The sequence below is a fragment of the Devosia sp. genome (assembly GCF_017744655.1).
Lineage (GTDB): Bacteria > Pseudomonadota > Alphaproteobacteria > Rhizobiales > Devosiaceae > Devosia.
The window spans coordinates 117,670-141,523 of the sequence record NZ_JAGIAW010000007.1; the positions used below are offsets into that span (position 1 = coordinate 117,670).

A 23,854-nucleotide genomic window follows, 5' to 3' on the forward strand; every position below is an offset into this window, starting at 1 on the left:
CTGGGCAATGGTGTTTGCGGTCCAAGGACAGCCAATGCTGTCCCTCGGACAGATTTTTCTGACGCTATTGTGCCTTGTCAGCTTGAAATTGGCCAATGCGGGCCGGGTCACCACCTCGCTATATGTTACCCAGTTTGTCCTGCTGGCCTTCGTGCTTGGCCTGTGCCTGATGTTCGACGTGCCCAATAGCGACTTGCCGCGCGTCTCCCATCTGTTCCTGCTGCCCTTGGCCCTCGTCGGCTATATCAACTTCAAGACCAAGCGCTCGCCGATCCAGGCGGTTCTGATCGGCGCGAGCTTGCTGGGTTTCATTGCCCTTTCCAGCACGCATTATGCGCTGCCCTTCGCCCAGCCCATTGCCGACGACATCAGGATCTATGGCGTGTGGGTGAATTCCATCATCGCTACGGCGCTCAGCGCTCTTTGTGTCTATGCGCTGCAGGCCGAGATAGAGCGTACCGATAGATTGGCGCGCAACCTGGCCGACGCGCTCTGGCGCGAAGAGTTCGAGCTCTATTATCAGCCGCAGGTCGATCGCAACGGCCGTCGCATTGGCGCAGAAGCCTTGCTCCGCTGGACGCCGACCGGCGGCAAGCTGATTTCGCCCGCCGAGTTCATTCCTGCCGCCGAACAGGCCGGCCTCATGGGCCGGATCGGCTATTGGGTACTGCAGCAGGCAATGCAGACGCTGGCGGACTGGGCCAAGAACGAGGAAACGCGACACCTGACGCTCTCGGTCAATGTGAGCGCCAGTCAATTTCTCGAAGACGGTTTCGAGCGCTCTGTGCTGAACCTGATCGAGACCTTTGGCATCGACCCGACCCGGCTCAAGATCGAGCTGACGGAAAGCGTGATGGTCGCCAATCCAGAACTGGTCACCGCCAAGATGCATGTTTTGCGCGCCGTAGGCATCGGCATGGCGCTCGATGATTTCGGCACCGGCTATTCGTCCCTCGGCTATCTCCGACAATTGCCCCTGACGCAGTTGAAGATCGACCGCAGTTTTGTGCAGTCGATGATGGACAACAAGCGTAGCGCGGCTCTAGTGCGCAGCATCGTCCAGATGGGGCTGGACCTGGAGCTCGACGTGCTCGCAGAAGGGGTCGAGACGCGCGAACAGGTCAATTTCCTGACCCAGAATGGCTGTCAGGCCTATCAGGGCTTTCTCTTCGGCCGGCCAGTTCCGCTTGACGATTTCATGCGGCCTGCTGCTGCCGCTGCCTAGAGCATGTCTCCCGAAAGTGGTCGCCGGTTTCGGGACAAAGACATGCGTGAAAACAAGGCGCTAAAGCGCATCGAGCGAATCCCAGGGGATCGCGACGCGCTTTAGAGAAAGACCGGCTCTTCGTGCAGGGCAATGCCGAAGCGCGCTTTCACCGTCGCTTTTACATGCGCTGCGAGGGCGGCGATATCGCCGGCATCGGCATCACCGAGATTGACGACGACCAAGGCATGGCGCTCGGAGATGCCGGCGCGCCCCATGCGAAACCCCTTGAGGCCGCTCTGCTCGATCAGCCAGCCGGCCGACAGCTTGGTCCGCCCATCTGCCTGCGGGAAATTGGGGGCCGCCGGGAAGGCGGTGAGGACCGGTGCCGCTTCGTCGAGGGTGACGATGGGATTCTGAAAGAATGACCCGGCATTGGGCGTAACGCGCCAATCGGGCAATTTGGATCCACGCAGGTAAAGGACGCGGTCCATCACGGTTCGGGGCTCGAGCGAGGGCTGATCGGCCAGCTCGGCAAGCCCAGCAAAACGCAGATTGGGCTTCCAGGGACGCGGCAGCCGCAATCGCAATGACAGCACCACATAGCGCCCCGCCTCCCGCTTGAAGACGCTATCACGATAGGCGAAAGCACAGTCGGTGGCGGTGAAGGTATGTAGGGTTTTGTCTGCTGTATCGAAAGCCACGAGACTGTAGAAGACGTCGGCCACTTCCGCGCCATAGGCGCCGATATTCTGCACCGGCGCCGCGCCGACTGTGCCGGGAATACCCGCAAGGTTTTCGATGCCACCAAAACCCTGCCCGACAGTCCAGACGACGAAATCATGCCAGGTTTCCCCGGCCGCCGCCTCGACCAGAACATAGTCCTCGGCCTCATCGATGACAGTACGGCCGGTGGTCGCGACCACGGCCGTGATCCCGACGAAATCTGCGGAAAGCACCACATTACTGCCGCCGCCAAGGATGCGTAGAGGCAGACCGCGTTCGCGCGCCAGGGCAAACAGCGCAGGCACCTGATCGGCGGCTTCCAGCATGGCGCCCCAGCGTGATCGGGCCTTGAGCGCCAGCGTGTTGCGCGCGGAGAGATCAAAATCGGGCGTGAGGTTGAGATAGGACGTGGTCATGGCCGGGTTATAGGTGCGCTCTTACGGGCCTGGCAATGTCTCAGCCAATCTGGCCGCCCAGTTCATCCTCGATATGGGCACGAATGATGTCGTCGAAACGGCTTTCGGCGACAAAGCCGAGGCCTTCGGCACGCTTGGCCGAAAAGGCCTGTGGCCACCCGGCAACGATGCGGGCAATGACCGGGTCGGGCTCATGGCGAATGAGTTTTGCCGCCTTGTCCCCGGCAATGCGCCGCAGGGCCTCGATTTCGTCGCCAACCGTCGCGGCAAGGCCCGGCATGGTCAGAGAACGGCGCTGTCCGAGACCGGACGTGTCCATCTGGGCTGCGTGCAGCAGGAAGCTCACCGCCGCACGCGGGCTGGCAAACCAGTGACGGACATTCGTATCGACCGGCAAGACCGCCTCGACACCGGTGAGGGGCTCGCGGATGATGCCGGAAAAGAAGCCCGAAGCGGCCTTGTTGGGTTTTCCAGGCCGGACGACGATGGTCGGCAGACGAATGCCCACGCCATCGACAAAACCGCGGCGGGAATAATCGGCCAGCAGCAGCTCGCCGATCGCTTTTTGCGTGCCGTAGCTGGTGAGCGGCGTCAGGGGGAATTCATCGGGAATTTTCGCCGGCAAGGGCTCGCCGAAAACCGCGATGGACGAGGTAAAGACCAGACGGGGCGCATAGGCGCCTTGCCGGCTGGCAAGCCGGATCGCCTCCAGCAAATGCCGCGTGCCATCGAGATTGATGCGATAGCCCTTTTCGAAATCGGCTTCGGCCTCGCCGGACACGATGGCAGCGAGATGAAAGATGAGATCGGGACGCGCGCCAATCAACTGCTCCGCGGCAGCGGGTGCGGAAAGGTCGACGGCGTGGGTTTCGATGGGGATTGCCGCCTTCGGGGCTTCGGGCGAGACAATGTCAGCAAGCACCAGGGCCGAAATATCGCGACCAGCGACCTGCCCCGCCTTGAGCAGCGCCGCCGTGAGCTTGCGTCCAACCATGCCGGCGGCGCCGATAACCAGAATCTTCACGACCGTGTCCTCCAATGTCCCTCAATCGACGAAATCATTGCGGCGGCCTGTTGTCCACGGCGCAAAAGAAACGGCGCCCACCTCGGGTGAGCGCCGCTGCATGGGAAGACTGACTGGAGATCAGTTGAAGCGGTAGCGCAGCGTGCCGCGCACTTCGTGGACCCAAGCACCATTTATCGAATAGGGCGCAACGGCAGTGTTGTTGGCGACCTGATCAATATAGAGGCCGCGATAGCCGACGTCGGCAACGATGTGGCCGAAGTCATAGCCGACGCCGACCATACCGGCAGCCGCGAGGCTGGTATTGGTGCCGTGCGTATCGGCCGGGCCGGGGCCCGTGGTGATAACATCGTTGAAGGCAAGACCGGCACCGGCGCCGACATAACCGAAAGCGCCGCCAGCAGCGCCATAGCCCATCTCGCCGAAGCCGAAATCGTAATAGGCGTTGGCCAGAACGACAGTGGAGCGCAACTGCAGGCTGTGCACGCCGTTGGTCAGGTTGCCCGAAGTATCGTTGATCGTGGCGCGCATATTGTCATTGGCGAGATAGTCGACCGTGGCGTCGACGCGGAGACCCGTGCCGGTTTCATAGCCGACACCGGCGCCGACGGAGTAGCCATAGCCGTAATCGGTGATGGCGAAGGTGCGGGGCGTGGCGGTCGGGTGGAAAACTTCCCGGCCCCACATGGCATTGCCGGCGGCGCTGCCGCGCAGGTAGAAGCTGCCCGAGACGCCGTAGTCGACATCAGGAATTTCGATCACAGGCGGGTAGTAGGGAAGGTCCGCGGCAATTGCCGGGCCTGCCACTGCTGTTCCGGTCAACAGGAACGCAGCAATGAGCTTGCGCATGGGTTCAGTCCTTTAGTTGCCACGACGCTTGGTCGGTTCATGGCAAATATCGGACAAACTCGTTAAAGCTCGCTTAACCCTAGATTTTAACCCTAACGAAGCCCTACGCGATCTGCCGGATGGCCGCTTCGACCTGGCCGACGATATTTTCGACCAGCGCCGCATCGTCCGCTTCGCCCATGACGCGGATCACCGGCTCGGTGCCGGAGGCGCGCACGACGAGGCGGCCGGCGCTACCGAGGGTCGACTGCGCATCGGCAATTGCCTGCTTGACGTGCTTGTCGTCGAGCGGCTTGCCGGACTTGAAGCGAACATTGCGCAGAAGCTGCGGCACTTTTTCGAAGCGGTGGCAGATCTCCGAAATCGGAATGTTCTGTTGCTTCAGCACCGAGAGCAATTGCAGCGCCGCCACAAGGCCATCGCCCGTTGTGGTGAAATCGGAAAGGATGATGTGGCCGGACTGTTCGCCGCCGACGTTAAAACCCTTGGAGCGCATGGCTTCGAGCACATAGCGGTCACCCACCTGGGTGCGTTCGAGCGTGAGGCCGAGGCCGGTCAGATAGCGTTCGAGGCCGAGATTGCTCATGATGGTGGCGACGATGCCGCCACCGACCAGCATTTCGCGTTCGAGCCAGCTCTGGGCGATAACGGCCATGAACTGGTCGCCATCCACCACATTGCCCTTCTCGTCGATGATGATGACACGATCCGCGTCGCCATCGAGCGCGATGCCGATATCGGCGCGCACTTCCTTGACCTTGGCCGCAACGGCCTCTGGTGCGGTGGAGCCGACCTTGTGATTGATATTATAGCCATTGGGCTCGACGCCGATGGCGATCACCTCGGCGCCCAGCTCCCAGAGCGCCACCGGAGCGACCTTGTAAGCGGCGCCATTGGCGCAATCGAGGACCACGCGCAGGCCCGAGAGATCGACTCCGCGTGGCAGGGTGCGCTTGGCATATTCGATATAGCGGGTACGAGCTTCCTCGTCGCGATAGGCGCGGCCGATTTCCATGCCATGTGCCAAGAGTTTTGACGTATCGGTCTCGATCAGTCGCTCGATCTCGGCTTCGACCTCGTCGCTGAGCTTGTAGCCGTCGGGACGGAAGAACTTGATGCCATTGTCTTCATAAGGGTTGTGCGAGGCGGAGATCATTACGCCGAGATCCGCGCGCAGCGAACGGGTCAGCATGGCGACGGCCGGCGTCGGCATCGGCCCGAGGAAATAGACATCCATGCCCACCGCGGTAAAACCCGCACCCAAGGCATTTTCCAGCATATAGCCCGAGCGGCGCGTATCCTTGCCGATGACGACGCGATTGCGGTGCTCGCCGCGGACGAACTTGGTGCCGGCAGCCATGCCGACCTTCATGGCGAGATCGGGCGTCAGCTTGTCGCCATTGGCCATGCCCCGAATGCCGTCCGTGCCGAAATATTTACGGGCCATCGCGGTCCCCCCGATACTGGTCTTGAAAGCTTAATACCACTTTCGTGGCAAGTAGCGCAGTCAATTGAACAAGAAAAGGGCCACCCTTGGGTGGCCCTTGGAAAACTAGCCTCAGCTCTCGGGCTGCGGCTCCATGCCCGGTTCCGGCGGCGCATCCGGCCGCTTCTTGCCCGACTTGCCGGCGGTCGGCACGCCGGTCGCCTTCGGTACGGCGGGACCGCCGTCTTCAGGGCGCGTCGGCTGCTTGCCATCCATCAGGGCGCGGAGTTCGTCGCCGGTCAGCGTCTCGAATTCAAGCAGCGCCTGAGCGATGGCTTCCCACTGGTCATTGTAGGTCGTCAGGATATTGCGGGCCGAGGCTTCGCCATCTTCGATGAGCTTGCGCACTTCCTGGTCGATCAGCTTGGCGGTGTCATCCGACATGTGCTGGGACTGGGTAACCGAATGGCCGAGGAACACTTCCTGATCATTGGACTTATAGCGCACGCGGCCGAGCTTTTCGCTCATGCCCCATTCCATCACCATAGACCGGGCAAGGCTCGTCGCCATCTGGATATCGCCCGAAGCGCCCGAAGTGACCTTTGCCGGACCGAACTTGATGATTTCGGCTTCGCGACCACCGAACAGCATGGTGAGGCGGGCTAGAGCCTTCTCACGGCTGAACGAGTAGCTGTCATTTTCAGGCAGGGTCATCACCATGCCCAGCGCACGGCCGCGCGGGATGATGGTGGCCTTGTGGATCGGATCAATGCCGGCAACCTTGAGCGCGATGATGGCATGGCCAGCTTCGTGATAGGCAGTCAGCTTCTTCTCGTCATCGGTCATGGCCATGGTGCGGCGCTCGGCGCCCATCATGATCTTGTCCTTGGCGTCTTCGAATTCCTGATGCGTGACGAAGCGCTTGTTCTTGCGCGCCGCCATCAGGGCAGCTTCGTTGACGAGGTTCATCAGGTCTGCGCCCGAGAAACCCGGGGTACCGCGAGCCAGAACCTTGAGGTCGACGTCGGGAGCCAGCGGCACCTTGCGGACGTGAACCTTCAGAACCTTTTCGCGGCCCGACACGTCCGGGTTCGGCACGACGACCTGACGGTCGAAACGGCCCGGACGCAGCAGCGCGGGGTCGAGCACGTCGGGGCGGTTGGTCGCGGCGATCAGGATGATGCCTTCATTGGCTTCGAAGCCGTCCATCTCGACGAGAAGCTGGTTGAGGGTCTGTTCGCGTTCGTCGTTACCGCCGCCAAGACCGGCGCCACGCTGGCGACCGACGGCGTCGATTTCGTCGATGAAGATGATGCACGGGGCATTCTTCTTGGCCTGCTCGAACATGTCGCGGACGCGGCTGGCGCCGACACCGACGAACATTTCGACGAAGTCGGAACCGGAAATGGTGAAGAACGGCACATTGGCTTCGCCGGCAACCGAGCGGGCGAGCAGCGTCTTACCGGTACCCGGAGGGCCGACGAGCAGCACGCCGCGCGGAATACGACCGCCCAGGCGCTGGAACTTGCCGGGATCGCGCAAGAATTCGACGATTTCTTCGAGGTCTTGCTTGGCTTCATCGACGCCGGCGACGTCTTCGAACGTCACCTTGCCCTGAGTTTCGGTAAGAAGCTTGGCGCGCGACTTGCCAAAGCCCATGGCGCCGCCACGGCCACCGCCCTGCATCTGGCGTATGAAGAAGAACCACACACCGATGATGACGATGAACGGAAGCCAGGACGAGAGCAGGATCGACCAGAACGGGCTCGATTCCGGCGCGCGGGCCGTGATCGACACGTCCTGCGCCTCGAGGCGTGAGATCATGTCAGCGCCGGCCGGAACGATGGTCTCGAACCGCGTGCCGTCGTTGAGAACGCCGGAAACGACGTCATTGGTAATGGTCACGCTGGAAACGCGACCCGCGTCGACGTCGGTCACGAACTGGCTATAGCTCTTTTCGCCCACCGACATGGTGCGCGTAGATGACTGAAAGACCTGGAACAGGCCCATCAGCATAAAGAGAATGACTAGCCAGATGGCAAAGTTGCGGAAATTTCCGTTCATCAATCCTGTCCCGGAGGAAGCCAGCGCGCGACGCGGCAGCATTAGGCCGAATGTAAGACCGTCATTGGGGCGTTACAAGGGCAACACCTGCGGCGTCCCGGCCTTTACGTCCAGTCATTTTGTCGCGACGGGGTTAACGGGATATGGCCTGAGGCGGTTCCGGCGGGAGTACCTGTTCTATCATAGCATCTCGCTCCCGCCGACGATATGTCGCGGGACTAGTTTGGTGGACGGACCCCGGAGCGGCATTCGCCTCGAAGTATTTTGTAGATGAAGCGGATACCGCTCCGGAGTGCCCTCTTTTCGGGCGGGAACTATCGGCGACCATTGATCGCTCGTCGCAGGCGGCCAGCCCCGAACGTACGCTGGAGACGATCCAGCGCCGGGCCCCCTCGCTACTGTCGTCTGCAGACCGTCCGTGCGAGGTTGGATGGGACTATTATGAGGGCATAATTGGGGGCGGGGATAAGATGGATAAGTCCATCCCGCCCCAAACCACGGTGTCATCCCCGCGAAAGCGGGGATCTCTGTTTAACGGCAGCGGGATTCCCGCTTTCGCGGGAATGACGCGGTGTGGGAGGGAAGCGAGATGGATTGCCGGGACAAGCCCGGCAATGACGATGGATGGGGGCGGTGGCTAATCCACCAGCACCCTCACCTTGATCCGATCATCGAACGACCAGCCACCCAGCGACAGCACCGCTCCGTTTGCATCGCGCACAATGGGTGCCGTTCGGATCGCCTCGGCCGGTGTCGTCACCTTAAACCCCAAGACTTCTTCGAGACGGTGGCGCGGGAAGAAATCGGTGGCGGAGGCGACAAAGCCAGGTTCGACCGACGCATTGGTGATCTCGAAACGCTCGTCCCAGACCAGCACGGCATCGGGCGGCAAGGTCTGGTCCTCGGGCAGCGTCCTGCCCGGCTCACGAGCAATGGTCACAAAACCGTCCTTGATGCGGATGACGGTGCCGAGCAAGGTCGTGCCGCGGGGCAATGCATTGGTGGTGATCTGTTCAAAGAGCCGCTCGACCTGCCCGAGGGCACGCGGCTTCTGCCGTCCGCCGACAACGGCAAGGATGCGGCTCAGCACACGGCGACCCGTTGCTGGTCCAAGCTGGTTCAGGGCTTCGAGTGGCAGGGAAGCCGCGCCGAAACCATCGACTACAACCAGTTCGGCAAAGGCGGCATCGGCGAGTTGGGCCAGGGCCTGATCCGCCTCGGCCATACGGGCGGCAAAACGCGACAGGGCCGCGCCATCAAGCCCCTCCTGCGCCAACGATGGCAAGAGACGGCGCCAGCGGACGCGTTCATACGTATTGTCACTGTTGGAAGGATCATGCGCGGGCACAAGACCCGCCTCTTCCACGATCACGCCAAGCGCGGCCGGCTCGACATCGAGCAGCGGCCGGAAAACCCGTACGCCTTCGACCTCGGAAAATGGCACCATGCCCTTTAGGCCATCGAGCCCGCTGCCATGGGCCAAACGCATCAAAATGGTTTCGGCCTGATCGGCGCGATGATGGGCGGTCAGCAGGACCTTTGCCCCGTCCGCGGCCATCGCCTCACCGATGAGCTGGTAGCGGGCCTGTCGCGCCGCTTCCTGAAGGCCTGTTTCAGGATGGCCCTCGCTCCATTTGAGTGCCCGAAATTCGAAGCCGAGCTTTGCCGCTTCGGCCGCGACCATGGCGACCTCGTCGGCGGCCTCGGGCCGAAGACCATGGTCGAGGCTATAGACGACGATCCCGGGAGATGTTTCGACGCCCGAAAGCCAGCGATGGGCGAGGAGCATGAGCGCCAGACTATCGGGGCCGCCGGAAACGGCGAGACCAATGACGGCCTCGCCTGAGATGGGCGCAAACAGATTTGCCAGCGTCGCCTGATCAGCGAGATCCGGGGTCAGGCTGGCGGGCATTCGGCCTTGGCTTTCTCCTCGGCAAGCCGCGCGACGAAAGCCGGAGGTTGGGTCGTATAGCGCTTGTCGACCTCGTTGAAGGTGCGGCAGGCGGTTTCGCGCTCACCGGCGCCGGAAAGCGCCATGCCGAGCTTCAGCAGGAGATCGGGCGAGCGGGGACTATTGGGATGCTTCTGGAACGTATCGAGCAGCACTTCGGCCGCCTGATCGTAGGAACCCTGGGTAAGAAGCGCATCGCCGAGGAAATTGGCAGCTTCCGGCACCTGCGGATTGTCGGGATAGAGCGACACGAACTGGTCGAACTGATCGGCGGCAAAGGCATAGTCGCCGGACGCATAGGCCTCGTAGCCGGCGGCAAACTGCGCATCGGCATCGGCATCGCCGGTCGAAACCGTGGCCGGATTGTAGCTGAGATCAAGCGGCTGGCCGGTGGTCAGGTCAATGCCACCGGTCTGCCCGGTGCCCACCAGCGGATCGGACGAATTGCCAAGATCATCCATCGGCAAGGCCGATTGATCGTCAAAGGTCGGATCGAATTCGGCCTCACCCGGCAGCGGCTTGACGCCCTGTTCGGGGATCTGGGTCAGCGGTACGGCATCTTCACCGGTCGGGGCCTGGACTTGGGTCTGCGGCGACACCGCGGGCGGCGTCACGCCACCAGGTTGGGTCGCCGCCTCAGTTTTTCCCCCAGCACCGCCTTCCAGCTGCTGGAAGCGGAACTCATTGTCTTCCTGCATGCGGTTGACGATTTCCTGCATCTGGGTGAGCTGGAAAGTCAGGCCCTCGATCTGGCCGTTGAGCAGGCGAATCTGCTCTTCGAGCTGCTGCATGCGCACCAGCACCTGGGCCTGATCGGCCTGGGCCACGAGAACGCGTTCGGGTTGGGTATTGGTGAAGGAGAGACCGCCCAATTCGGCGGGAGGAAGGGTTTGCGCATTTGCCGCGGGCAGGAGCCCCAGCCCGATGGCGATGGCGCACAAACCGGCGCGCGCCTTTCTGTTGAACGTTCCGAACTTCACGCCGTTTTCTCCAATGGGTCGATGCGCGACAAGATGGGTATCTTTGGCCTCTTGATAAAGGCCAATTTTGGTCAAAACAAAACACCCGGCCCACTTTCGTGGCACCGGGCGTTCCTTGCCTCCAGTTCTTGCGACTGGAATTTTGAGCATCGGACCGAAAAGTGTTGGCGGTTTTCGGGAAATCCGATGCGGTAGCGGCATTCTGCCGCCCCGATTTTTACTGGACCACCGTGACCGCGCGGCGGTTCTGGCTCCAGCAGGAAATGTCGTTGCAGATGGCGACCGGACGCTCCTTGCCGAAGGACTGGCTGGTGATGCGCTGGCCGTTGACACCCTTGGAAACGAGATAGTTCACGACCACCGAGGCGCGGCGGGCGCCGAGGGCGATATTGTATTCGCGGGTCCCGCGTTCGTCGGCATGGCCTTCGATCATCACGCGATAGTTCTGGTACTGGTTGAGCCAGGCGGCCTGCTTGTCGAGGGTAGCCATGGCTTCCGAGGTCAACGAGCTCGAATCGGTCGTGAAGAAAACGCGGTCGCCGACGGTGACGATGAATTCCTGCTGGCTGCCCGGAGCACCACCACCCGGGCCGAGATTACCGGCGCCGGTAAGACCGACAGCATCATTGGAACTGCGCGAACAGGCAGCGACGACGACGACGAAAAACAGCATCGCGGCAGCGCGCAACGCGGTCGAAAATGGTGCGGGAATGGCCACGGGTAGCTCCAAAAAGGCAACAATCTTAAGTGCAGCATTTACCGCGCTTAATCTTAAAAACGGGTTCGCCAGAATGGTTAATCTTTGCCTATTCAGGCGCGAGTGTGGCGGGAATCCGGGCTTTTTCGTGATGTTGCACTTGGGCAACAGGCTCAACGGCCGATCACGTTAAGGTTAAGCGACGTGGGTCTCAGAGACGAAAAAGGGGGCCGCAGCCCCCTCCCAAATCAGCTCCGCAGCCCCGACCAGGACGGGTCCGAAGCGTAGCTTTCCGTCGCGATGGTCTGGGGATTGCGGCCCCAGATATCGACGCTCATCAGGCGCGGGCCGTCATTGCCGCCCGGGTCCTGGAAGAACATGATGACGCGGCCATTGGGCGCCCAGGTTGGACCTTCGGCATGGTAGCTCGAATAGAGGAGGCGCTCCCCCGAGCCATCGGGGGCCATGATACCGATGTGGAACTGGCCGCCCGACTGGCGGGTAAAGGCGATGAGATCGCCCTTGGGGGACCAGACCGGAGTGGAATAGCTGCCCTGACCGAAGCTGATGCGCTGCGCGTTACCGCCGCCGGCACCCATCATGTAGATCTGGGGCGAGCCGCCACGGTCGCTTTCGAAGACGATGCGGCCGCCATCGGGCGAGTAAGACGGACCAGTGTCAATGGCCGCGCCGGAGGTGAGCTGTGCAGGCTGGCCGCCATTGGTGCTGACGGCATAAATATTGGTTGCGCCGCCCTGCTCCACCGAAAAGGCGACCGTGCCGCCATCGGGCGAGAAGCGCGGAGCGAAGGTCATGGCGCCGACATTGGCCAGACGCTGCTGGCGACCCGAGGAGAGCTGCAGCAGATAGACCTGCGGATTGCCATCGGCAAAGTTCATATAAGTGACGAGATCGCCATTGGGCGAGAAGCGCGGCGTGAGCGCCATGGACGCCCCGTCGGTCAGATACTGCACATTGGCGCCGTCCTGATCCATGATGGCGAGGCGACGGGTGCGGTTGGCCTTGGGGCCGCTTTCGGCAGTGTAGATGACGCGGGTATCGAAATAGCCCGTACCGCCGGCCAGCTGCTCATAGATGGCGTCGGAGACGATATGGCCGATGCGGCGCGCCGAATTGGGATCGGTATTATAGCTCTTGCCCACGACCTGCGCGGCCTGCTGGGTATCCCAGACGCGGACGGAGGAGGAAATCTGCCCGCCGCGCTCGACCGAGCCCATGACCAGCGCATCGACATTCGCCGTGCGCCAGACGTTGAAATCGGGCGTGCCGTTGACATCGCCCGCCTGGACCGGCAGCGAAGCCGGATCGAGCGGCAGGAAGAGGCCCGAACGGCGCAGGTTGTTGCGCACGATGTCGGCGATCTCGCGCCCAAAGGTCGGGTCCGACGAGGCAAAGTCCGGGATGGCGATCGGCAGGGGCTGAAAATTGGCCCCCTCCACCACGATGCGCAGCTGCGCCATAGCCATGGGAGAGGTTGCCAGCAGGGCGCCACCGGCCAGGCCAAGCTTGAGCGCAGAGCGACGGGTAAGAAGCGTCATGAGTTGGTTGTCTCCAATTTCGCCGTTTGGCCGGTTTTTGGCCAGCAACAGGGCAAATTCAAGGTCACGGTTGCAGTTCGATCTCGAGCGTCTTCCATTGCTCGTACGTCTCTGCAGAAAAGGAATAGGGCGCGCATCGTTCCAGTGCACGAATGGCACCCGTTGCGATGTGTCGCCCGGCTGCGGACTTATTGGCGTCGATGATTTCGGTCCTCAGGATAGCCCCGGCGGGGTCGAGCTCCATGCGGATTTTTACGCTGAGACCGGAGGCAGCATCGTCAGGCGTCAGCGCCCAGCACGACTTCACCTGCTGAAGGAAACCCCCGATCTCCGCCTGGCTGACCTCCTGGGCCTGGACCGGGCTGGCGGCGAACAATACCGCGAGGCATGAAGCAGCGAGCGCGCGGAAAAACATCATGGGCGGAGCTCCACTTCGATCGAGCGCCACTCGCTGAAGGAGTCCGCAGACAGCATCGTATAGGGACCGCACTGGACGACGGCACGCTGGGCGGCGCGGGCAATGGCCTGGCCGGCGGGGGTCTGGTCGGCCGAAACGATCTGCGGCGTGCCGTTGACGCTACCGTCCTGGTTCATCGAAACGCGCAGGGTGACGTTCATACCGGAATTGAAATCGCTCGGTAGCAGGTTCCAGCAATTCTTGATGCGCGCCACGAGCCCGTCAATGGCCGTCTGACTGAGACGGGCCGAGGTGCCGGTGGTGTCACCCAAGGTCGGAGAACCACCCTGACCAGTTGTGCCACCGGTCGTGGGGGCATTGTTGATGATCGAAGCGATGTCGTCGGCAAGATCGGAATCGAGCTGGGTTGGCCCAGGCTGGGTCGGCCGCGGGGTCTGCGATTGCGACTGGTTTTGCGCAGCGGCAGCAGCGGCCTGACGCTGGCGCTGTTCTTCCTCGCGCTTCTTGCGCTCAGCTTCAGCGGCAGCGAATTGCTGACGCAGTTGAGCCAGATTGCTCGGACGGGCAGCCGGGGTCGGCGCCGCGACAGCAGGTGTCGTAGGCTCGGGTTCCGGGGTCGGCTCAGGGGCGGGCGTAGGCGTCGGTTCCGGAGCCGGTTCGGGCTCCGGGGTCGGTGCTGGCGTGGGCGCAGGCTGCGGACGCGTCTGCGGCGTCGGCGGAGTGGGCGTCGGGGCAGGCTGCGGCGCGGGTTCCGGGGTCGGAGCAGGCTCGGGGGCCGGCTCCGGTTCAGGCGTAGGTTCTGGAACCGGCTCCGGCTGCGGCGCGGGTTCGGGCGCCGGGGCCGTCTCGGTCACCGGCTGCGGCGTCGGGATATCGGCAGGCGATGGCGTTGGCTGATCTTCCTGCGTATTGCCGGTGGGCTGCGCCAGTTCGGCGGGCTGATCGCTTTCAACGATCGACGGCGTGTCAGTTTCGACGACAGTGCTGTCGAGCTGGCCGGCGCGGATATTGGAATATTCTTCGATGGGAACGAGATCCACCGAAATCGACGCGGTGACAGGCGTCAGCGGCTCGGTCGATCCAAGACTGATCAGACCAAGCACAATCAGCAACACATGCGCTGAAACTGAGACGGCGACGCCAGTACGCATGCCGCGGACCTATTCCCTGCGCTCGGTGACGAGCCCAATCTTGGAATAGCCGGCAGCCGAAAGCAGACCCATGACGCGCATCACGCTGCCATAATTGGCCGTGGTGTCGCCGCGGAGGAAAATTCGGTCTTCCGGAGTCGCAAGAGCCGCAACGGTCGTCACGAGGCTTGCCTCGTCCACCGGCGTCTCATCGACATAGATGGCGCCCTCGGGCGTGACTGCGACGGTGATCGGTTGGGTCTGGCTCGGCATGTCGGCAGCGGCCGACTGCGGCAGGTCTACCGGCACGCCGGCCGTCATCATAGGCGCGGCGACCATGAAGATGATCAGCAGCACCAGCATCACGTCCACCATGGGCGTGATGTTGATTTCGCTCATCACCGCTTTCCGGCGGCCGCGACGGCGGCGTCCGCCACCCCCGCCTCCGCCACCTGCTACACCCATGCCCATATCAGCGGCTCCGGGCTTCGAGCTGGCGGCTGAGAATGGTCGAGAACTCGTCGGCAAAGCCTTCGAGGCGCCCGATCATCTTGGCCGAGTCGGCAGAAAGCTTGTTATAGGCGATAACGGCAGGGATAGCAGCGACGAGGCCGATGGCGGTCGCGAACAGCGCTTCGGCGATCGGGCCGGCGACCACAGCGAGGTTGGTCGAGGACGATGCCGCGATATTGGTAAAAGCGTTCATGATGCCCCAGACGGTGCCGAACAGGCCGATGAACGGACCGGCTGAACCGACCGTCGCGAGGAAGCCCAGGCGCTTTTCCAGAAACTCGCTTTCGCGCGAAATGGCGACATCGAGCACCTTGTCGAGGCGCTGCTGCATGCCGACAAAGCTCGCCGCGTTCTGCTCATGGCTGCGCTTCCACTCCTTCATGGCGGCGACGAAGACGGCGCCCATGCCACCGGAGGCCTTTTCCGACTGCTGCTTGTAAAGCTCTTCCAGCGACTGGCCGGACCAGAAGGTCTTTTCGAAATTGTTCATTTCCGCGCTGACGCGGCGATAGGCGATGGTCTTGTCGACGATGATGGCCCAGCACCAGACCGAGGCACCGAGCAGGCCCAGCATCACCGATTTGACGACGATGTCGGCCGCCCAGAACAGTCCCCAAATGGACAGGTCGGCATGTGGAGCGGCCGCTCCCACTGCATCCATGACTTCCATGAAGTGATCCTTTCGGCCCGGCCCAAGCGCCCGGCCCCATGCTTTGTGCGATGGGGGCGGAATCTGTCAAAATTAAGAGAAATGCCCTGCAAAACAGGCCTCTCGGCCCGCTCCGTAGCGCAATCGCTCCTTTGACTCGATTATGGTGACCAAGTGGTTAACAAAGCGATTCCCGAGGCGACCGCCCTCAAGTTTCGCCCTGCAACAGGGCCCGTAATCCAGCCGGCAGCCGCACCGGGCCGCCTGTGGTCTTGATGGCCACGACCAGAACGCGTGCCTTTGTAAGAACGGTATCTTCACGCAGAATTGTCTGTTCGAGCACGAGCCGGACCGGCGTCGCCTCGGCAACTCTGGTCTCGACATTAAGAAGATCGTCAATCCTGGCGGCGCTCAGAAAGTCGATCTCCATCTTGCGCACGGCAAAGGCAATGCCGTCTTCGATCAGCTCGAAATGATGGATGCCGAGATCGCGCAGAAACTCGGTACGCCCCCGCTCGAAGAACTTTAGATAGGCCGCATGATAGACATAGCCGGAGAAGTCGGTGTCTTCGTAATAGATGCGAACGGGAAAACGATGCGTGCTCATGTCCCGCGCTCGTCATAGATCACATGGATATGCGTCTTGGGCAGATCGCGCAGGAATTTTGGCAACCAGCGCGGCAGCAGGTTGAATTTTTCGAGTTCATCGCCGGCTAGCGGCACCCAATGGAATTGCAGGTCATGCCCCTCGTCCTGCCGCTCAAGCCAGGGAGAATTGCCATTCGGCCCCTGCCCCGGCAGCGTCACGCCATAGAAAAAGCCGAGCTCGTGAAAATCCTCGCCTTCGCGGCGATAAAAACTTTCCGAAGTGGCGATCATCGAGCCGATTTCGGCCGGCATGGCGATCTCCTCGGCAATCTCACGGGTGAGGCTGAGAAGGCTGTCCTCGCCCAGTTCGACGCGCCCCCCGGGCAGCATGGCATAGTCGTCATCGTCCTCGCGGCAGATCAGCACGTGACCATCCGCAATGATGATCCCGGCAACGCGGAAATTGAAGCGCCCTTCCCCAATGGGAAAGCTCAGGACATGGCGAGCGGTCACGCTTGGCCTCCCAATTCTATGAGGACGATTTCTGGCGCCGCATCGAAGCGTAGCGGCAGGCCGGAATGGCCTAGACCCGCACCAACGATGAGATGCCGATTGTTTTCAACGATATGGCCATGAAGATAACGCCGGCCATAGCGCGAGGGCACAACCGGGGCAAAGCCGAAGAAGCGGATCTGGCCGCGATGGACGTGGCCCGACAGGGTCAGTGCCACACGGGCCGGGACCTCGGGAAAAATATCGGGCTCATGGGCCATGAGGATGACGGGAGCGTCGTCAGTCACCTTGGTCAGCGTAGCATCTAGATCGGCCAGCGGTGAGCCATTTTCGTACTCCGTGCACTGGTCACCAAGGCCTGCCAGCCAGAAGTTTTTCCCGCTCCAAGCCATTGGAATAGCGTCATTTATGTGGACCGGAATGCCGACTTTCTCGAGCGCGATCTTTGCCGCAGGCTCAGCCAGAAAACGATGCCGCTTGGCGATGATACGTGGATAATCGTGATTGCCGAGAACGGCATGGACGCCGAGGGGCGCTTGCAGGCGAGCGAGGCCGCGGGCCCAATCGTCAGGCGCGACAGGCTGACTGAAGCGCGGGCCATCTTCGAAATCGCCCACAAGCAGGATGATATCGGGCTTTAGTGCGTTGGTTTTTTCGACAATCGCTTCAAGGGCTTGTAGCCCGATCCACGGCTCGGAGAAATGAAAGTCGCTGAGCATGGCGATGCGCAGTTCGAGGTGCTGCGGCCAGTTGGGCAGATTCGGCGCATAGCGACGGACGGTGATATCATCGCCGTCGATCCAGCTATGAGCACCGAAAAGACTAAGAAGGCGCTGCAGGAGTGGCGCCATGCTCAGTCCTCGTCTCCGGCTTCTTCGAAGAGGCTGGCCTGCATGCCGACAAAACCCTGCGGCACGGTTTTATTGAGGTGTTGGAAGGCGATAGCGGTGAGCATGCGGCCACGCGGGGTGCGCTGTATGAAGCCCTGCTGCAGCAAATAGGGCTCGACGATTTCCTCGATGGCATCGCGCGGCTCGCTCAATGCCGCGGCGATGGTCTCGATGCCGACCGGGCCGCCATTGTAGAAATCGGCGATGGTGGTGAGGTAGCGGCGATCCAATTGATCGAGCCCGCGCGCGTCAACATCGAGGCGAAGAAGTGCCTTATCGGCTAGCACACTGTTAACTTCTGACGCCCCATCGACAAGGGCAAAGTCAATGACGCGTCGCAGCAGGCGGCCGGCAATGCGCGGCGTGCCCCGCGAGCGTCGCGCGATCTCCAAAGCGCCGTCGGGCGACATGGGTGTGCCCATGAGGCGCGCGCCGCGCGTGACGATCTGCACCAGCTCTTGTGGGGTGTAAAAATTGAGCCGGACGGGAATTCCGAAACGGTCGCGAAGCGGTGTCGTGAGGAGACCCGCGCGGGTGGTGGCGCCGACAAGGGTAAATTTGGCGAGGTCGATACGGACCGAGCGCGCGGCCGGACCTTCGCCGATGATGAGATCGAGCTGGAAGTCTTCCATCGCTGGGTAGAGGACTTCTTCAATCGCCGGGTTGAGACGATGGATTTCGTCGATGAAGAGCACGTCGCGCTCTTCGAGATTGGTCAGGAGCGCTGCGAGGTCGCCGGCCTTGGCGATGACCGGACCGGAGGTCGCTCGAAAACCGACACCGAGTTCCTTGGCGATGATCTGCGCCAGAGTGGTCTTACCCAGACCCGGCGGGCCGACGAAGAGCACGTGATCGAGCGCCGAGCCGCGCTTCTTGGCGGCCTCGATGAAGACTTCAAGATTGGCCCGCGCATCGGCCTGACCGACGAAATCGGAAAAGCCGGAGGGGCGCAGCGAAACGTCGAGACTATCGTCGCGGCCAGCGGCGGGGGAGGTGAAGTCGGTCACGCGAGAAGTTCCATTCCGGGGATACGCTTGGCGGCGTCCTTGTCGAAGGTCACGACAGAGCGACAGCCATCGGCAACGGCGAGGCGGGCGATCAGGGTGTCGGCCAAACCAACCTTCGGCTGGCGCGACAACTGCGCGGCCTCTTCGACCAGATCGCGCCGTTCGACGATCAGATCCGGGCTTTGCAGCAGGGCCAGAACGACATCGGCGATCTGGTCCCTATCATAGGCATAGAGGCGCCGAAGGGCCCAGGAAAACTCGGCCACGACAATCAGGCTGATGTGCGCCGGATCATTAGCCGAGCGCGCAGCGAAGAATTGTTTGGCCTGCTCATGCTGGGCCGCGTCATCGTCAACAACGAGACGCAGCAGGACATTGGTATCGGCGCCGATCATTTGCGCGTCGCACGCTCGAACCGTTCGACGATCGCTTCCCCAATCGCTTCGTCCATGTCTTCAACGCTGGCCCGCCGCCCGTTAGGCGGCTTGCCGAGAAAACCTGCGAGATCGACAGCCCGCAAGGTCCGCGGCCTTACGATGGCCTTGCCGTCATCCATGATCCACTCCATTTGCGCCCCCTCGCTGAGACCAAGAAAATCCCGCACTTCCTTGGGCACGGTGGTCTGGCCCTTGCTGGTCATCCGACCGATATAGGCTTCCTTTTTTGACCCGACCATTCCTGCGCTCCAAAAATTCCTTACTTCTAAAAATAGTAAGGAATGAGGAGTTGTGCAAGGAAGTTTATTGGCTCAATTCCCTGAGCCCCAGGCGAATGAGCTTTTCCGTAGCTGTGTCCTCACCCTCTTTGGCCACCACGCGCGCCAGGGCCGCCGAAGCCTGGGCGCTGGAATAGCCGAGATTGGTGAGGGCGGAGACGGCGTCGGCGACATTGCTGCGCGCAACACCTTCGCCGAGAGCCGTCTGCAGGCCCAGCGTGCCGGCGTCGATGCCGCCGATGGCGGGGACCTTGCCCTTGAGTTCGGTGACGATGCGCACGGCCAGCTTCGGGCCGACGCCATTGGCGCGGCCGACCATGGCCTTGTCCTGGAGGGCAATGGCGCTCGAAAGCTCGGAAGGCGAGAGCACAGAGAGAATGGCGAGCGCGACGCGGGCGCCCACCCCCTGCACGGTGGTCAGCAGCAGGAACCAGGATTTTTCCGCTTCGCTGGCAAAGCCGAAGAGGCGGATGAGATCCTCGCGCAGAATGGTCTCGATGAAGACCACCGTGGCCTCGCCGACGCGCGGCAGGGATTGCAGCGTGCGAGTGGAACAGTGAACCTCATAGCAGACCCCGCCGCAATCGATGAGAACCCAATCGTCCCCAAAACTGTCGACCAGGCCCTTGAGCTTGCCGATCATAGAAGCGCTCCCATGCGACGTGCGGAAACCCGATGATGGGCGTGGCAGATGGCGACCGCCAGGGCGTCCGAAGCGTCGGCGCCCTTGAAATTGGCCGTCGGCAGCAAGGTGCGCACCATCAGTTCGACCTGTTTCTTTTCCGCGTGGCCAGTGCCGACCACGGATTTCTTGACGAGATTGGTGGCATATTCGGCGACGAACAGCCCATGCTGGGCGGGGGTGACGAGCGCGACGCCGCGCGCCTGGCCCAGGATCAGCGCCGAACGCGCGCCGGCATTGACGAAGGTTTCTTCGACCGCCGCTTCCTCGGGCTGGTGCTGTGTCAACACTTCCTTGAGGCCGGCGGCCAGCATGGCGAGGCGATCGGCCAGCATGCCATCGATCGGCGGCGTCACCGTTCCGGCCGCAACAAAGCTCAGGCGATTGTCGAGCGCATCGACAATGCCCCAGCCGCAGCGGCGCAGCCCCGGGTCGATGCCAATGATTCGAACACTCTTGCTCATGGCAATCCTTCTAGCAGTTTCGGCGAACCTACCAAGGCCCTAGTGAACAAAACAGAAACTTCAGGACACCAACGAGTTGTGATAGCTCAAAATTTACCCATTGGAGAAACGGGGAATTCAGAAACGGGGTCCTAGTGTCGGGGAGGGACGCAGGGATACTGATTCACGATGACGGGGCTAGCAACGGCGCTACCGAAGCAGGCGTGGCTTTGGATTTTCCGTAAGACATTTCTGATGATGGGGCTTTCGGTCGTTATCTCCGTGATAGCGACCGTAGTTTTCATGGCGACCTTTTCTGCCGGCGTGAACATGCCCGGGCTGCTCATTTCCATAGTTATGCCGATCTGTCTCGGCGGCCCGATGATCCTGACCTTTGCCATCGGCACCGAGCGCATGCGCCATGCCAATGCGCAGCTGACCCGGCTCGCCACGATCGACGGCCTCACCAATATTCTCAACCGCCGCGCCTTTTCGGCGGCCGTGGAAAAATACTGTGCCGCGCCGCACCGCCGCGGCGTGCTGCTGGTGATCGATGCCGACCACTTCAAATCCGTCAATGATCGCTTCGGCCATGACCAGGGCGACGAAGCGCTGCGCGATATTGCCCATGCCCTGAGCCTGACCATTCCTCCCTCAGGTCTTGTCGGGCGCCTGGGCGGCGAGGAATTCGGCATCTACCTGCCCGATATAGATCTTGCCAGCGCCGAAGGCATTGCCGACGATGTGCGTCGGGCCATTGCCGATATCGACTTTATGCCCGAGGGGATCACCTGCCCGCTTTCCGTCAGCATTGGGGGCGCGGCGCACGAAAAGCCCATTGTTTTCAGGGCCCTTTACCGTGAGGCCGACGCACGCCTCTATAGTGCCAAACAGAGTGGCCGCGATCGCGTCGCCCTGCCCCAGGCGGCCTGAGCGTCGGCTTTGCTATTATTTTTTCGCGTCATCTATAACGAACCAAGGGGGTTGCCAGCATGATGTCACCGCGCGCGGTTAATGGTTTGCAAAGCTGGTCCAGCGTTGCCCGCTGGACCCTCTTTGGTCCCTTGGCCTGCGTCGTCATCGCGCTGATCTACAATGCCGTGACCTTTGCCGATCTCGGCCCCGCGGCGCTGCACCGGGCCATGCTCTCGGCAACGGTGCTGCCGCTGCTGCTGGCCGTGCCGCTGTTTTTCTTTCTCTCCATGCGCATTCGCTCACTCGCCATCATGAACCGTCGGCTGGGCCTTGTCGCGCGCACCGATAGCCTGACCGCCTGTCTCAATCGCGGTGCCTTTACCGCCAAGGTGGAAACGCACCTTTCGAGCAGTGTCGGGCCGCAGACCGGCGCCCTGCTGATCATCGACGCCGACAACTTTAAAGCCATCAATGACCTGCATGGCCATGACGCGGGTGACGAGGCCCTGACCATATTGGCGCGATCGATCCGCTCGGTCCTGCGCGCCGGTGATCTCATCGGTCGCATGGGCGGGGAAGAGTTCGGCGTTTTCCTGCCCGGTGTCGACCAGAGCCACGCCGAGCAAATGGCCGAACGCGTGCGGCGTGCGGTGCAACTGGCCCAGTTTTCGCCGCGCGGCCAGGCCTATGCGCTGACCGTGAGCATAGGCGGCGCCGTTTTTGACGGAATGACCAATTTCACCGAGCTTTTCCATATTGCCGACCAGCGGCTCTATGGCGCCAAGCATTCGGGGCGCAATCAAGCGGCAATCGTACACACGCTCGATCAGCCGCCGGTCGATCTTAGAAAATCGGCTTGAGCGCTCTTGGGGTCAGGTGAGCCGGCTGAGCCAGTTTTCGATGGCCTCTGCCGCCGCGGCGGGTGAAAGCCGCGTCACATCAATCTTGAGCAGGTTGGCTGCGTCGCTGCCCAGGAGAGGTTTGGCTTCCCGGTGGTTTCTGCGTGCCATGTCCGGGTCGCGTGGCTTTCTCTTGGCTCCCCGCCCCTCGGCTTCTATGCGACGAATATTCTCGTCGAGATCGCAATGCACGTGCACCACACAGAAAGGCGACCGATCCCGGCCAAGGTCGGCAATGCGGCTCCATTCCGCGTCGCCCCAAGCACTTTCACCGGCAAGCACTGTTGTCATGACAACAGGCGTCCGGTCGGACAGCCTGCGCACGAGGCCATAGGCGATCGCCTCGATCTGTTCCACCGCTGCCATGAACTCAGGCGATTTGAACTCGGTGAGCGCAAAGGCGACATTGTAGACGGTGTGAATATCCAGCAGCCGCCCGCCGAGCAGTGATGCCAGCTCCTGCGCAATCGTGAGCTTTCCCACGCCAGGATAGCCATTGAGAACGACCAGCATAATCCCTCCACGTTCACACCAAAGGCCCATCCTGATGGTCGGTGGAACAAAAGGCGAGGAGAAATAGAGAGCGAGGAACTGGTGTTGCGGGCGTGAAAAAGGGCGGCAGTGCCGCCCTTCAGTCTCTTCCAGTCCCCGTTGTCGTCATTGCCGGGCTTGTCCCGGCAATCCAGTTCTTTGGAAGCATGGACCACCAGGACAAGCCCGGTGGTGACGATGAAAGGGTGGTTTATCCAGCGATCTTGGCCGCGTCTTCTTCGCTGATGTCGAAGTTCGAATAGACGTTCTGCACGTCATCGTCTTCTTCGAGCGTAGCGATCAGCTTCATCAGCGTCGCGCCCTTTTCGGCGTCGATCGGGGTCTCGTTCTGCGGCCTCCAGATGGCCTTTACAGCCTCTGCCTCGCCCAGCACCTTTTCGAGGGCCGAGGACACTTCGACCATGGCTTCGAAGGAGGTGTAGATATAGTGGCCTTCCTCGTCGCTCTCGACATCGTCGGCGCCAGCCTCGATGGCGGCTTCCATGACCTTGTCGTCCGAGCCGGCGGAGCGCGGATAGGTGATTTCGCCGACGCGGTCGAACATGAAGCCGACCGAACCGGTTTCGCCCAGGGCGCCACCGTTCTTGGAGAAGTAGGAGCGCACGTTGGAGGCGGTGCGGTTGCGATTGTCGGTCAGCGCCTCGACGATGACGGCAACGCCACCGGGGCCGTAACCTTCATAGCGGATTTCATCATAGTTCTCGCCATCGCTGCCCTGGGCCTTCTTGATGGCGCGGTCAATATTGTCCTTGGGCATGGACTGGGCGCGGGCATTGGCAACGGCCAGGCGCAGACGGGCGTTAAAGGCCGGGTCCGGCATGCCCATCTTTGCAGCCACAGTGATTTCGCGGGCGAGCTTGGAGAAGATCTTCGAGCGGACGGCATCGCTCTTGCCCTTGCGGTGCATGATGTTCTTGGCGTGTGAATGGCCTGCCATTCGGTACCTCGGATTTTTCGAATTTTGGAGGTGCTTATAGGGGGCGACGGGGAAAAATGGAAGGGTGTGCGGATTGGAGAGGCCCGCCATCCCTCCGATTTGCACCG

At 61.9% G+C, this 23,854-nt stretch carries 26 protein-coding genes; 3 read left to right on the forward strand and 23 right to left on the reverse strand.

The genetic code is table 11. The features are described 5' to 3' along the window. The first annotated feature begins 34 nt into the window (after positions 1-34). Positions 35-1,225 (forward strand): bifunctional diguanylate cyclase/phosphodiesterase, encoded by a 1,191-nt coding sequence (locus J7557_RS14250; protein WP_291420719.1) that lies wholly within the window; start codon positions 35-37, stop codon positions 1,223-1,225. 101 nt (positions 1,226-1,326) lie between these two features. Here the strand turns inward: J7557_RS14250 and murB are convergent, their stop codons facing one another. The 21 genes from murB to ruvC all read right to left on the reverse strand — a co-directional run bounded on the left by murB (position 1,327) and on the right by ruvC (position 20,465). After that, entirely contained in the window at positions 1,327-2,346 is a 1,020-nt protein-coding gene (murB, locus tag J7557_RS14255; RefSeq protein ID WP_291420720.1) for a UDP-N-acetylmuramate dehydrogenase, read from the reverse strand. Positions 2,347-2,386: 40 nt separating this feature from the next. After that, positions 2,387-3,370, reverse strand: a complete 984-nt coding sequence (gene denD / locus J7557_RS14260; protein ID WP_291420721.1) for a D-erythronate dehydrogenase — start codon at positions 3,368-3,370, stop codon at positions 2,387-2,389. 120 nt (positions 3,371-3,490) lie between these two features. Continuing rightward, complete coding sequence (locus tag J7557_RS14265; RefSeq protein ID WP_291420722.1) at positions 3,491-4,219, reverse strand: hypothetical protein; 729 nt, start codon at positions 4,217-4,219, stop codon at positions 3,491-3,493. Positions 4,220-4,322: 103 nt separating this feature from the next. Next, positions 4,323-5,666 (reverse strand): phosphoglucosamine mutase, encoded by a 1,344-nt coding sequence (glmM, locus tag J7557_RS14270; RefSeq protein ID WP_291420723.1) that lies wholly within the window; start codon positions 5,664-5,666, stop codon positions 4,323-4,325. A gap of 111 nt (positions 5,667-5,777) precedes the next feature. Continuing rightward, a complete protein-coding gene (gene ftsH, locus J7557_RS14275) occupies positions 5,778-7,709 on the reverse strand; it encodes an ATP-dependent zinc metalloprotease FtsH (protein WP_291420724.1) in 1,932 nt (643 codons plus the stop codon). Between the two features lie 637 nt (positions 7,710-8,346). Beyond that, positions 8,347-9,621, reverse strand: a complete 1,275-nt coding sequence (gene tilS / locus J7557_RS14280) for a tRNA lysidine(34) synthetase TilS (protein WP_291420725.1) — start codon at positions 9,619-9,621, stop codon at positions 8,347-8,349. After that, positions 9,606-10,640 carry a tol-pal system protein YbgF gene (gene ybgF, locus J7557_RS14285; protein WP_291420726.1) on the reverse strand — a complete coding sequence of 345 codons (1,035 nt, stop codon included), beginning with the start codon at positions 10,638-10,640 and terminating at the stop codon, positions 9,606-9,608. Before ybgF ends, tilS begins: the two co-directional genes overlap by 16 nt. Positions 10,641-10,857: 217 nt before the next feature. Then, entirely contained in the window at positions 10,858-11,358 is a 501-nt protein-coding gene (gene pal, locus J7557_RS14290; protein ID WP_291420727.1) for a peptidoglycan-associated lipoprotein Pal, read from the reverse strand. A gap of 227 nt (positions 11,359-11,585) precedes the next feature. Beyond that, positions 11,586-12,896, reverse strand: a complete 1,311-nt coding sequence (gene tolB, locus J7557_RS14295) for a Tol-Pal system beta propeller repeat protein TolB (protein ID WP_291420728.1) — start codon at positions 12,894-12,896, stop codon at positions 11,586-11,588. Between the two features lie 64 nt (positions 12,897-12,960). Next, positions 12,961-13,314 carry a hypothetical protein gene (locus J7557_RS14300; RefSeq protein ID WP_291420729.1) on the reverse strand — a complete coding sequence of 118 codons (354 nt, stop codon included), beginning with the start codon at positions 13,312-13,314 and terminating at the stop codon, positions 12,961-12,963. After that, positions 13,311-14,465, reverse strand: a complete 1,155-nt coding sequence (locus J7557_RS14305) for a hypothetical protein (RefSeq protein ID WP_291420730.1) — start codon at positions 14,463-14,465, stop codon at positions 13,311-13,313. Before J7557_RS14305 ends, J7557_RS14300 begins: the two co-directional genes overlap by 4 nt. Positions 14,466-14,474: 9 nt before the next feature. After that, a complete protein-coding gene (tolR, locus tag J7557_RS14310) occupies positions 14,475-14,915 on the reverse strand; it encodes a protein TolR (RefSeq protein WP_291420731.1) in 441 nt (146 codons plus the stop codon). 1 nt (position 14,916) lies between these two features. Then, on the reverse strand, positions 14,917-15,627 hold the full coding sequence (tolQ, locus tag J7557_RS14315; RefSeq protein ID WP_244446376.1) for a protein TolQ: 711 nt from the start codon (positions 15,625-15,627) through the stop codon (positions 14,917-14,919). Between the two features lie 187 nt (positions 15,628-15,814). After that, a complete protein-coding gene (gene ybgC, locus J7557_RS14320; RefSeq protein WP_291420732.1) occupies positions 15,815-16,213 on the reverse strand; it encodes a tol-pal system-associated acyl-CoA thioesterase in 399 nt (132 codons plus the stop codon). Next, positions 16,210-16,707: an NUDIX domain-containing protein gene (locus tag J7557_RS14325; protein WP_291420733.1), complete on the reverse strand. Its 498-nt coding sequence runs from the start codon at positions 16,705-16,707 to the stop codon at positions 16,210-16,212. Before J7557_RS14325 ends, ybgC begins: the two co-directional genes overlap by 4 nt. Further along, the gene (locus tag J7557_RS14330; protein WP_291420734.1) at positions 16,704-17,558 is read right to left on the reverse strand and encodes a metallophosphoesterase; all 855 of its coding nucleotides are present in this window, start codon (positions 17,556-17,558) and stop codon (positions 16,704-16,706) included. The genes J7557_RS14325 and J7557_RS14330 overlap by 4 nt, the downstream gene beginning before the upstream one ends. A 2-nt stretch (positions 17,559-17,560) precedes the next feature. Next, complete coding sequence (ruvB, locus tag J7557_RS14335; protein ID WP_291420735.1) at positions 17,561-18,604, reverse strand: Holliday junction branch migration DNA helicase RuvB; 1,044 nt, start codon at positions 18,602-18,604, stop codon at positions 17,561-17,563. Then, positions 18,601-18,999 (reverse strand): PIN domain-containing protein, encoded by a 399-nt coding sequence (locus J7557_RS14340; protein WP_291420736.1) that lies wholly within the window; start codon positions 18,997-18,999, stop codon positions 18,601-18,603. Before J7557_RS14340 ends, ruvB begins: the two co-directional genes overlap by 4 nt. Next, positions 18,996-19,280 (reverse strand): AbrB/MazE/SpoVT family DNA-binding domain-containing protein, encoded by a 285-nt coding sequence (locus J7557_RS14345; protein WP_291420737.1) that lies wholly within the window; start codon positions 19,278-19,280, stop codon positions 18,996-18,998. The genes J7557_RS14340 and J7557_RS14345 overlap by 4 nt, the downstream gene beginning before the upstream one ends. Positions 19,281-19,344: 64 nt before the next feature. After that, complete coding sequence (gene ruvA / locus J7557_RS14350; protein WP_291420738.1) at positions 19,345-19,962, reverse strand: Holliday junction branch migration protein RuvA; 618 nt, start codon at positions 19,960-19,962, stop codon at positions 19,345-19,347. Then, the gene (gene ruvC, locus J7557_RS14355) at positions 19,959-20,465 is read right to left on the reverse strand and encodes a crossover junction endodeoxyribonuclease RuvC (RefSeq protein ID WP_035086831.1); all 507 of its coding nucleotides are present in this window, start codon (positions 20,463-20,465) and stop codon (positions 19,959-19,961) included. Before ruvC ends, ruvA begins: the two co-directional genes overlap by 4 nt. A 234-nt stretch (positions 20,466-20,699) precedes the next feature. Between ruvC and J7557_RS14360 the strand changes: the two genes are divergently transcribed. Further along, positions 20,700-21,377 carry a GGDEF domain-containing protein gene (locus J7557_RS14360; RefSeq protein WP_291420739.1) on the forward strand — a complete coding sequence of 226 codons (678 nt, stop codon included), beginning with the start codon at positions 20,700-20,702 and terminating at the stop codon, positions 21,375-21,377. Between the two features lie 59 nt (positions 21,378-21,436). Then, a complete protein-coding gene (locus J7557_RS14365; protein ID WP_291420740.1) occupies positions 21,437-22,219 on the forward strand; it encodes a GGDEF domain-containing protein in 783 nt (260 codons plus the stop codon). A gap of 12 nt (positions 22,220-22,231) precedes the next feature. Here the strand turns inward: J7557_RS14365 and J7557_RS14370 are convergent, their stop codons facing one another. Both J7557_RS14370 and J7557_RS14375 read right to left on the reverse strand, forming a co-directional pair. Next, the gene (locus tag J7557_RS14370; protein ID WP_291420741.1) at positions 22,232-22,771 is read right to left on the reverse strand and encodes an AAA family ATPase; all 540 of its coding nucleotides are present in this window, start codon (positions 22,769-22,771) and stop codon (positions 22,232-22,234) included. Positions 22,772-23,000: 229 nt separating this feature from the next. After that, a complete protein-coding gene (locus J7557_RS14375; RefSeq protein WP_291420742.1) occupies positions 23,001-23,747 on the reverse strand; it encodes a YebC/PmpR family DNA-binding transcriptional regulator in 747 nt (248 codons plus the stop codon). Positions 23,748-23,854: the final 107 nt, after the last annotated feature.

Bases quoted from the DNA above. Each gene is read 5' to 3' on its own strand.
- J7557_RS14250 (WP_291420719.1), top strand. From the start codon at position 35: ATGCTGTCCCTCGGACAGATTTTTCTGACGCTATTGTGCCTTGTCAGC.
- murB (WP_291420720.1), bottom strand. From the start codon at position 2,346: ATGACCACGTCCTATCTCAACCTCACGCCCGATTTTGATCTCTCCGCG.
- J7557_RS14265 (WP_291420722.1), bottom strand. From the start codon at position 4,219: ATGCGCAAGCTCATTGCTGCGTTCCTGTTGACCGGAACAGCAGTGGCA.
- glmM (WP_291420723.1), bottom strand. From the start codon at position 5,666: ATGGCCCGTAAATATTTCGGCACGGACGGCATTCGGGGCATGGCCAAT.
- ftsH (WP_291420724.1), bottom strand. From the start codon at position 7,709: ATGAACGGAAATTTCCGCAACTTTGCCATCTGGCTAGTCATTCTCTTT.
- tilS (WP_291420725.1), bottom strand. From the start codon at position 9,621: ATGCCCGCCAGCCTGACCCCGGATCTCGCTGATCAGGCGACGCTGGCA.
- tolB (WP_291420728.1), bottom strand. From the start codon at position 12,896: ATGACGCTTCTTACCCGTCGCTCTGCGCTCAAGCTTGGCCTGGCCGGT.
- J7557_RS14300 (WP_291420729.1), bottom strand. From the start codon at position 13,314: ATGATGTTTTTCCGCGCGCTCGCTGCTTCATGCCTCGCGGTATTGTTC.
- J7557_RS14305 (WP_291420730.1), bottom strand. From the start codon at position 14,465: ATGCGTACTGGCGTCGCCGTCTCAGTTTCAGCGCATGTGTTGCTGATT.
- tolR (WP_291420731.1), bottom strand. From the start codon at position 14,915: ATGGGCATGGGTGTAGCAGGTGGCGGAGGCGGGGGTGGCGGACGCCGC.
- tolQ (WP_244446376.1), bottom strand. From the start codon at position 15,627: ATGGAAGTCATGGATGCAGTGGGAGCGGCCGCTCCACATGCCGACCTG.
- ybgC (WP_291420732.1), bottom strand. From the start codon at position 16,213: ATGAGCACGCATCGTTTTCCCGTTCGCATCTATTACGAAGACACCGAC.
- J7557_RS14330 (WP_291420734.1), bottom strand. From the start codon at position 17,558: ATGGCGCCACTCCTGCAGCGCCTTCTTAGTCTTTTCGGTGCTCATAGC.
- J7557_RS14340 (WP_291420736.1), bottom strand. From the start codon at position 18,999: ATGATCGGCGCCGATACCAATGTCCTGCTGCGTCTCGTTGTTGACGAT.
- J7557_RS14345 (WP_291420737.1), bottom strand. From the start codon at position 19,280: ATGGTCGGGTCAAAAAAGGAAGCCTATATCGGTCGGATGACCAGCAAG.
- ruvA (WP_291420738.1), bottom strand. From the start codon at position 19,962: ATGATCGGCAAGCTCAAGGGCCTGGTCGACAGTTTTGGGGACGATTGG.
- ruvC (WP_035086831.1), bottom strand. From the start codon at position 20,465: ATGAGCAAGAGTGTTCGAATCATTGGCATCGACCCGGGGCTGCGCCGC.
- J7557_RS14360 (WP_291420739.1), top strand. From the start codon at position 20,700: ATGATGGGGCTTTCGGTCGTTATCTCCGTGATAGCGACCGTAGTTTTC.
- J7557_RS14365 (WP_291420740.1), top strand. From the start codon at position 21,437: ATGATGTCACCGCGCGCGGTTAATGGTTTGCAAAGCTGGTCCAGCGTT.
- J7557_RS14370 (WP_291420741.1), bottom strand. From the start codon at position 22,771: ATGCTGGTCGTTCTCAATGGCTATCCTGGCGTGGGAAAGCTCACGATT.
- J7557_RS14375 (WP_291420742.1), bottom strand. From the start codon at position 23,747: ATGGCAGGCCATTCACACGCCAAGAACATCATGCACCGCAAGGGCAAG.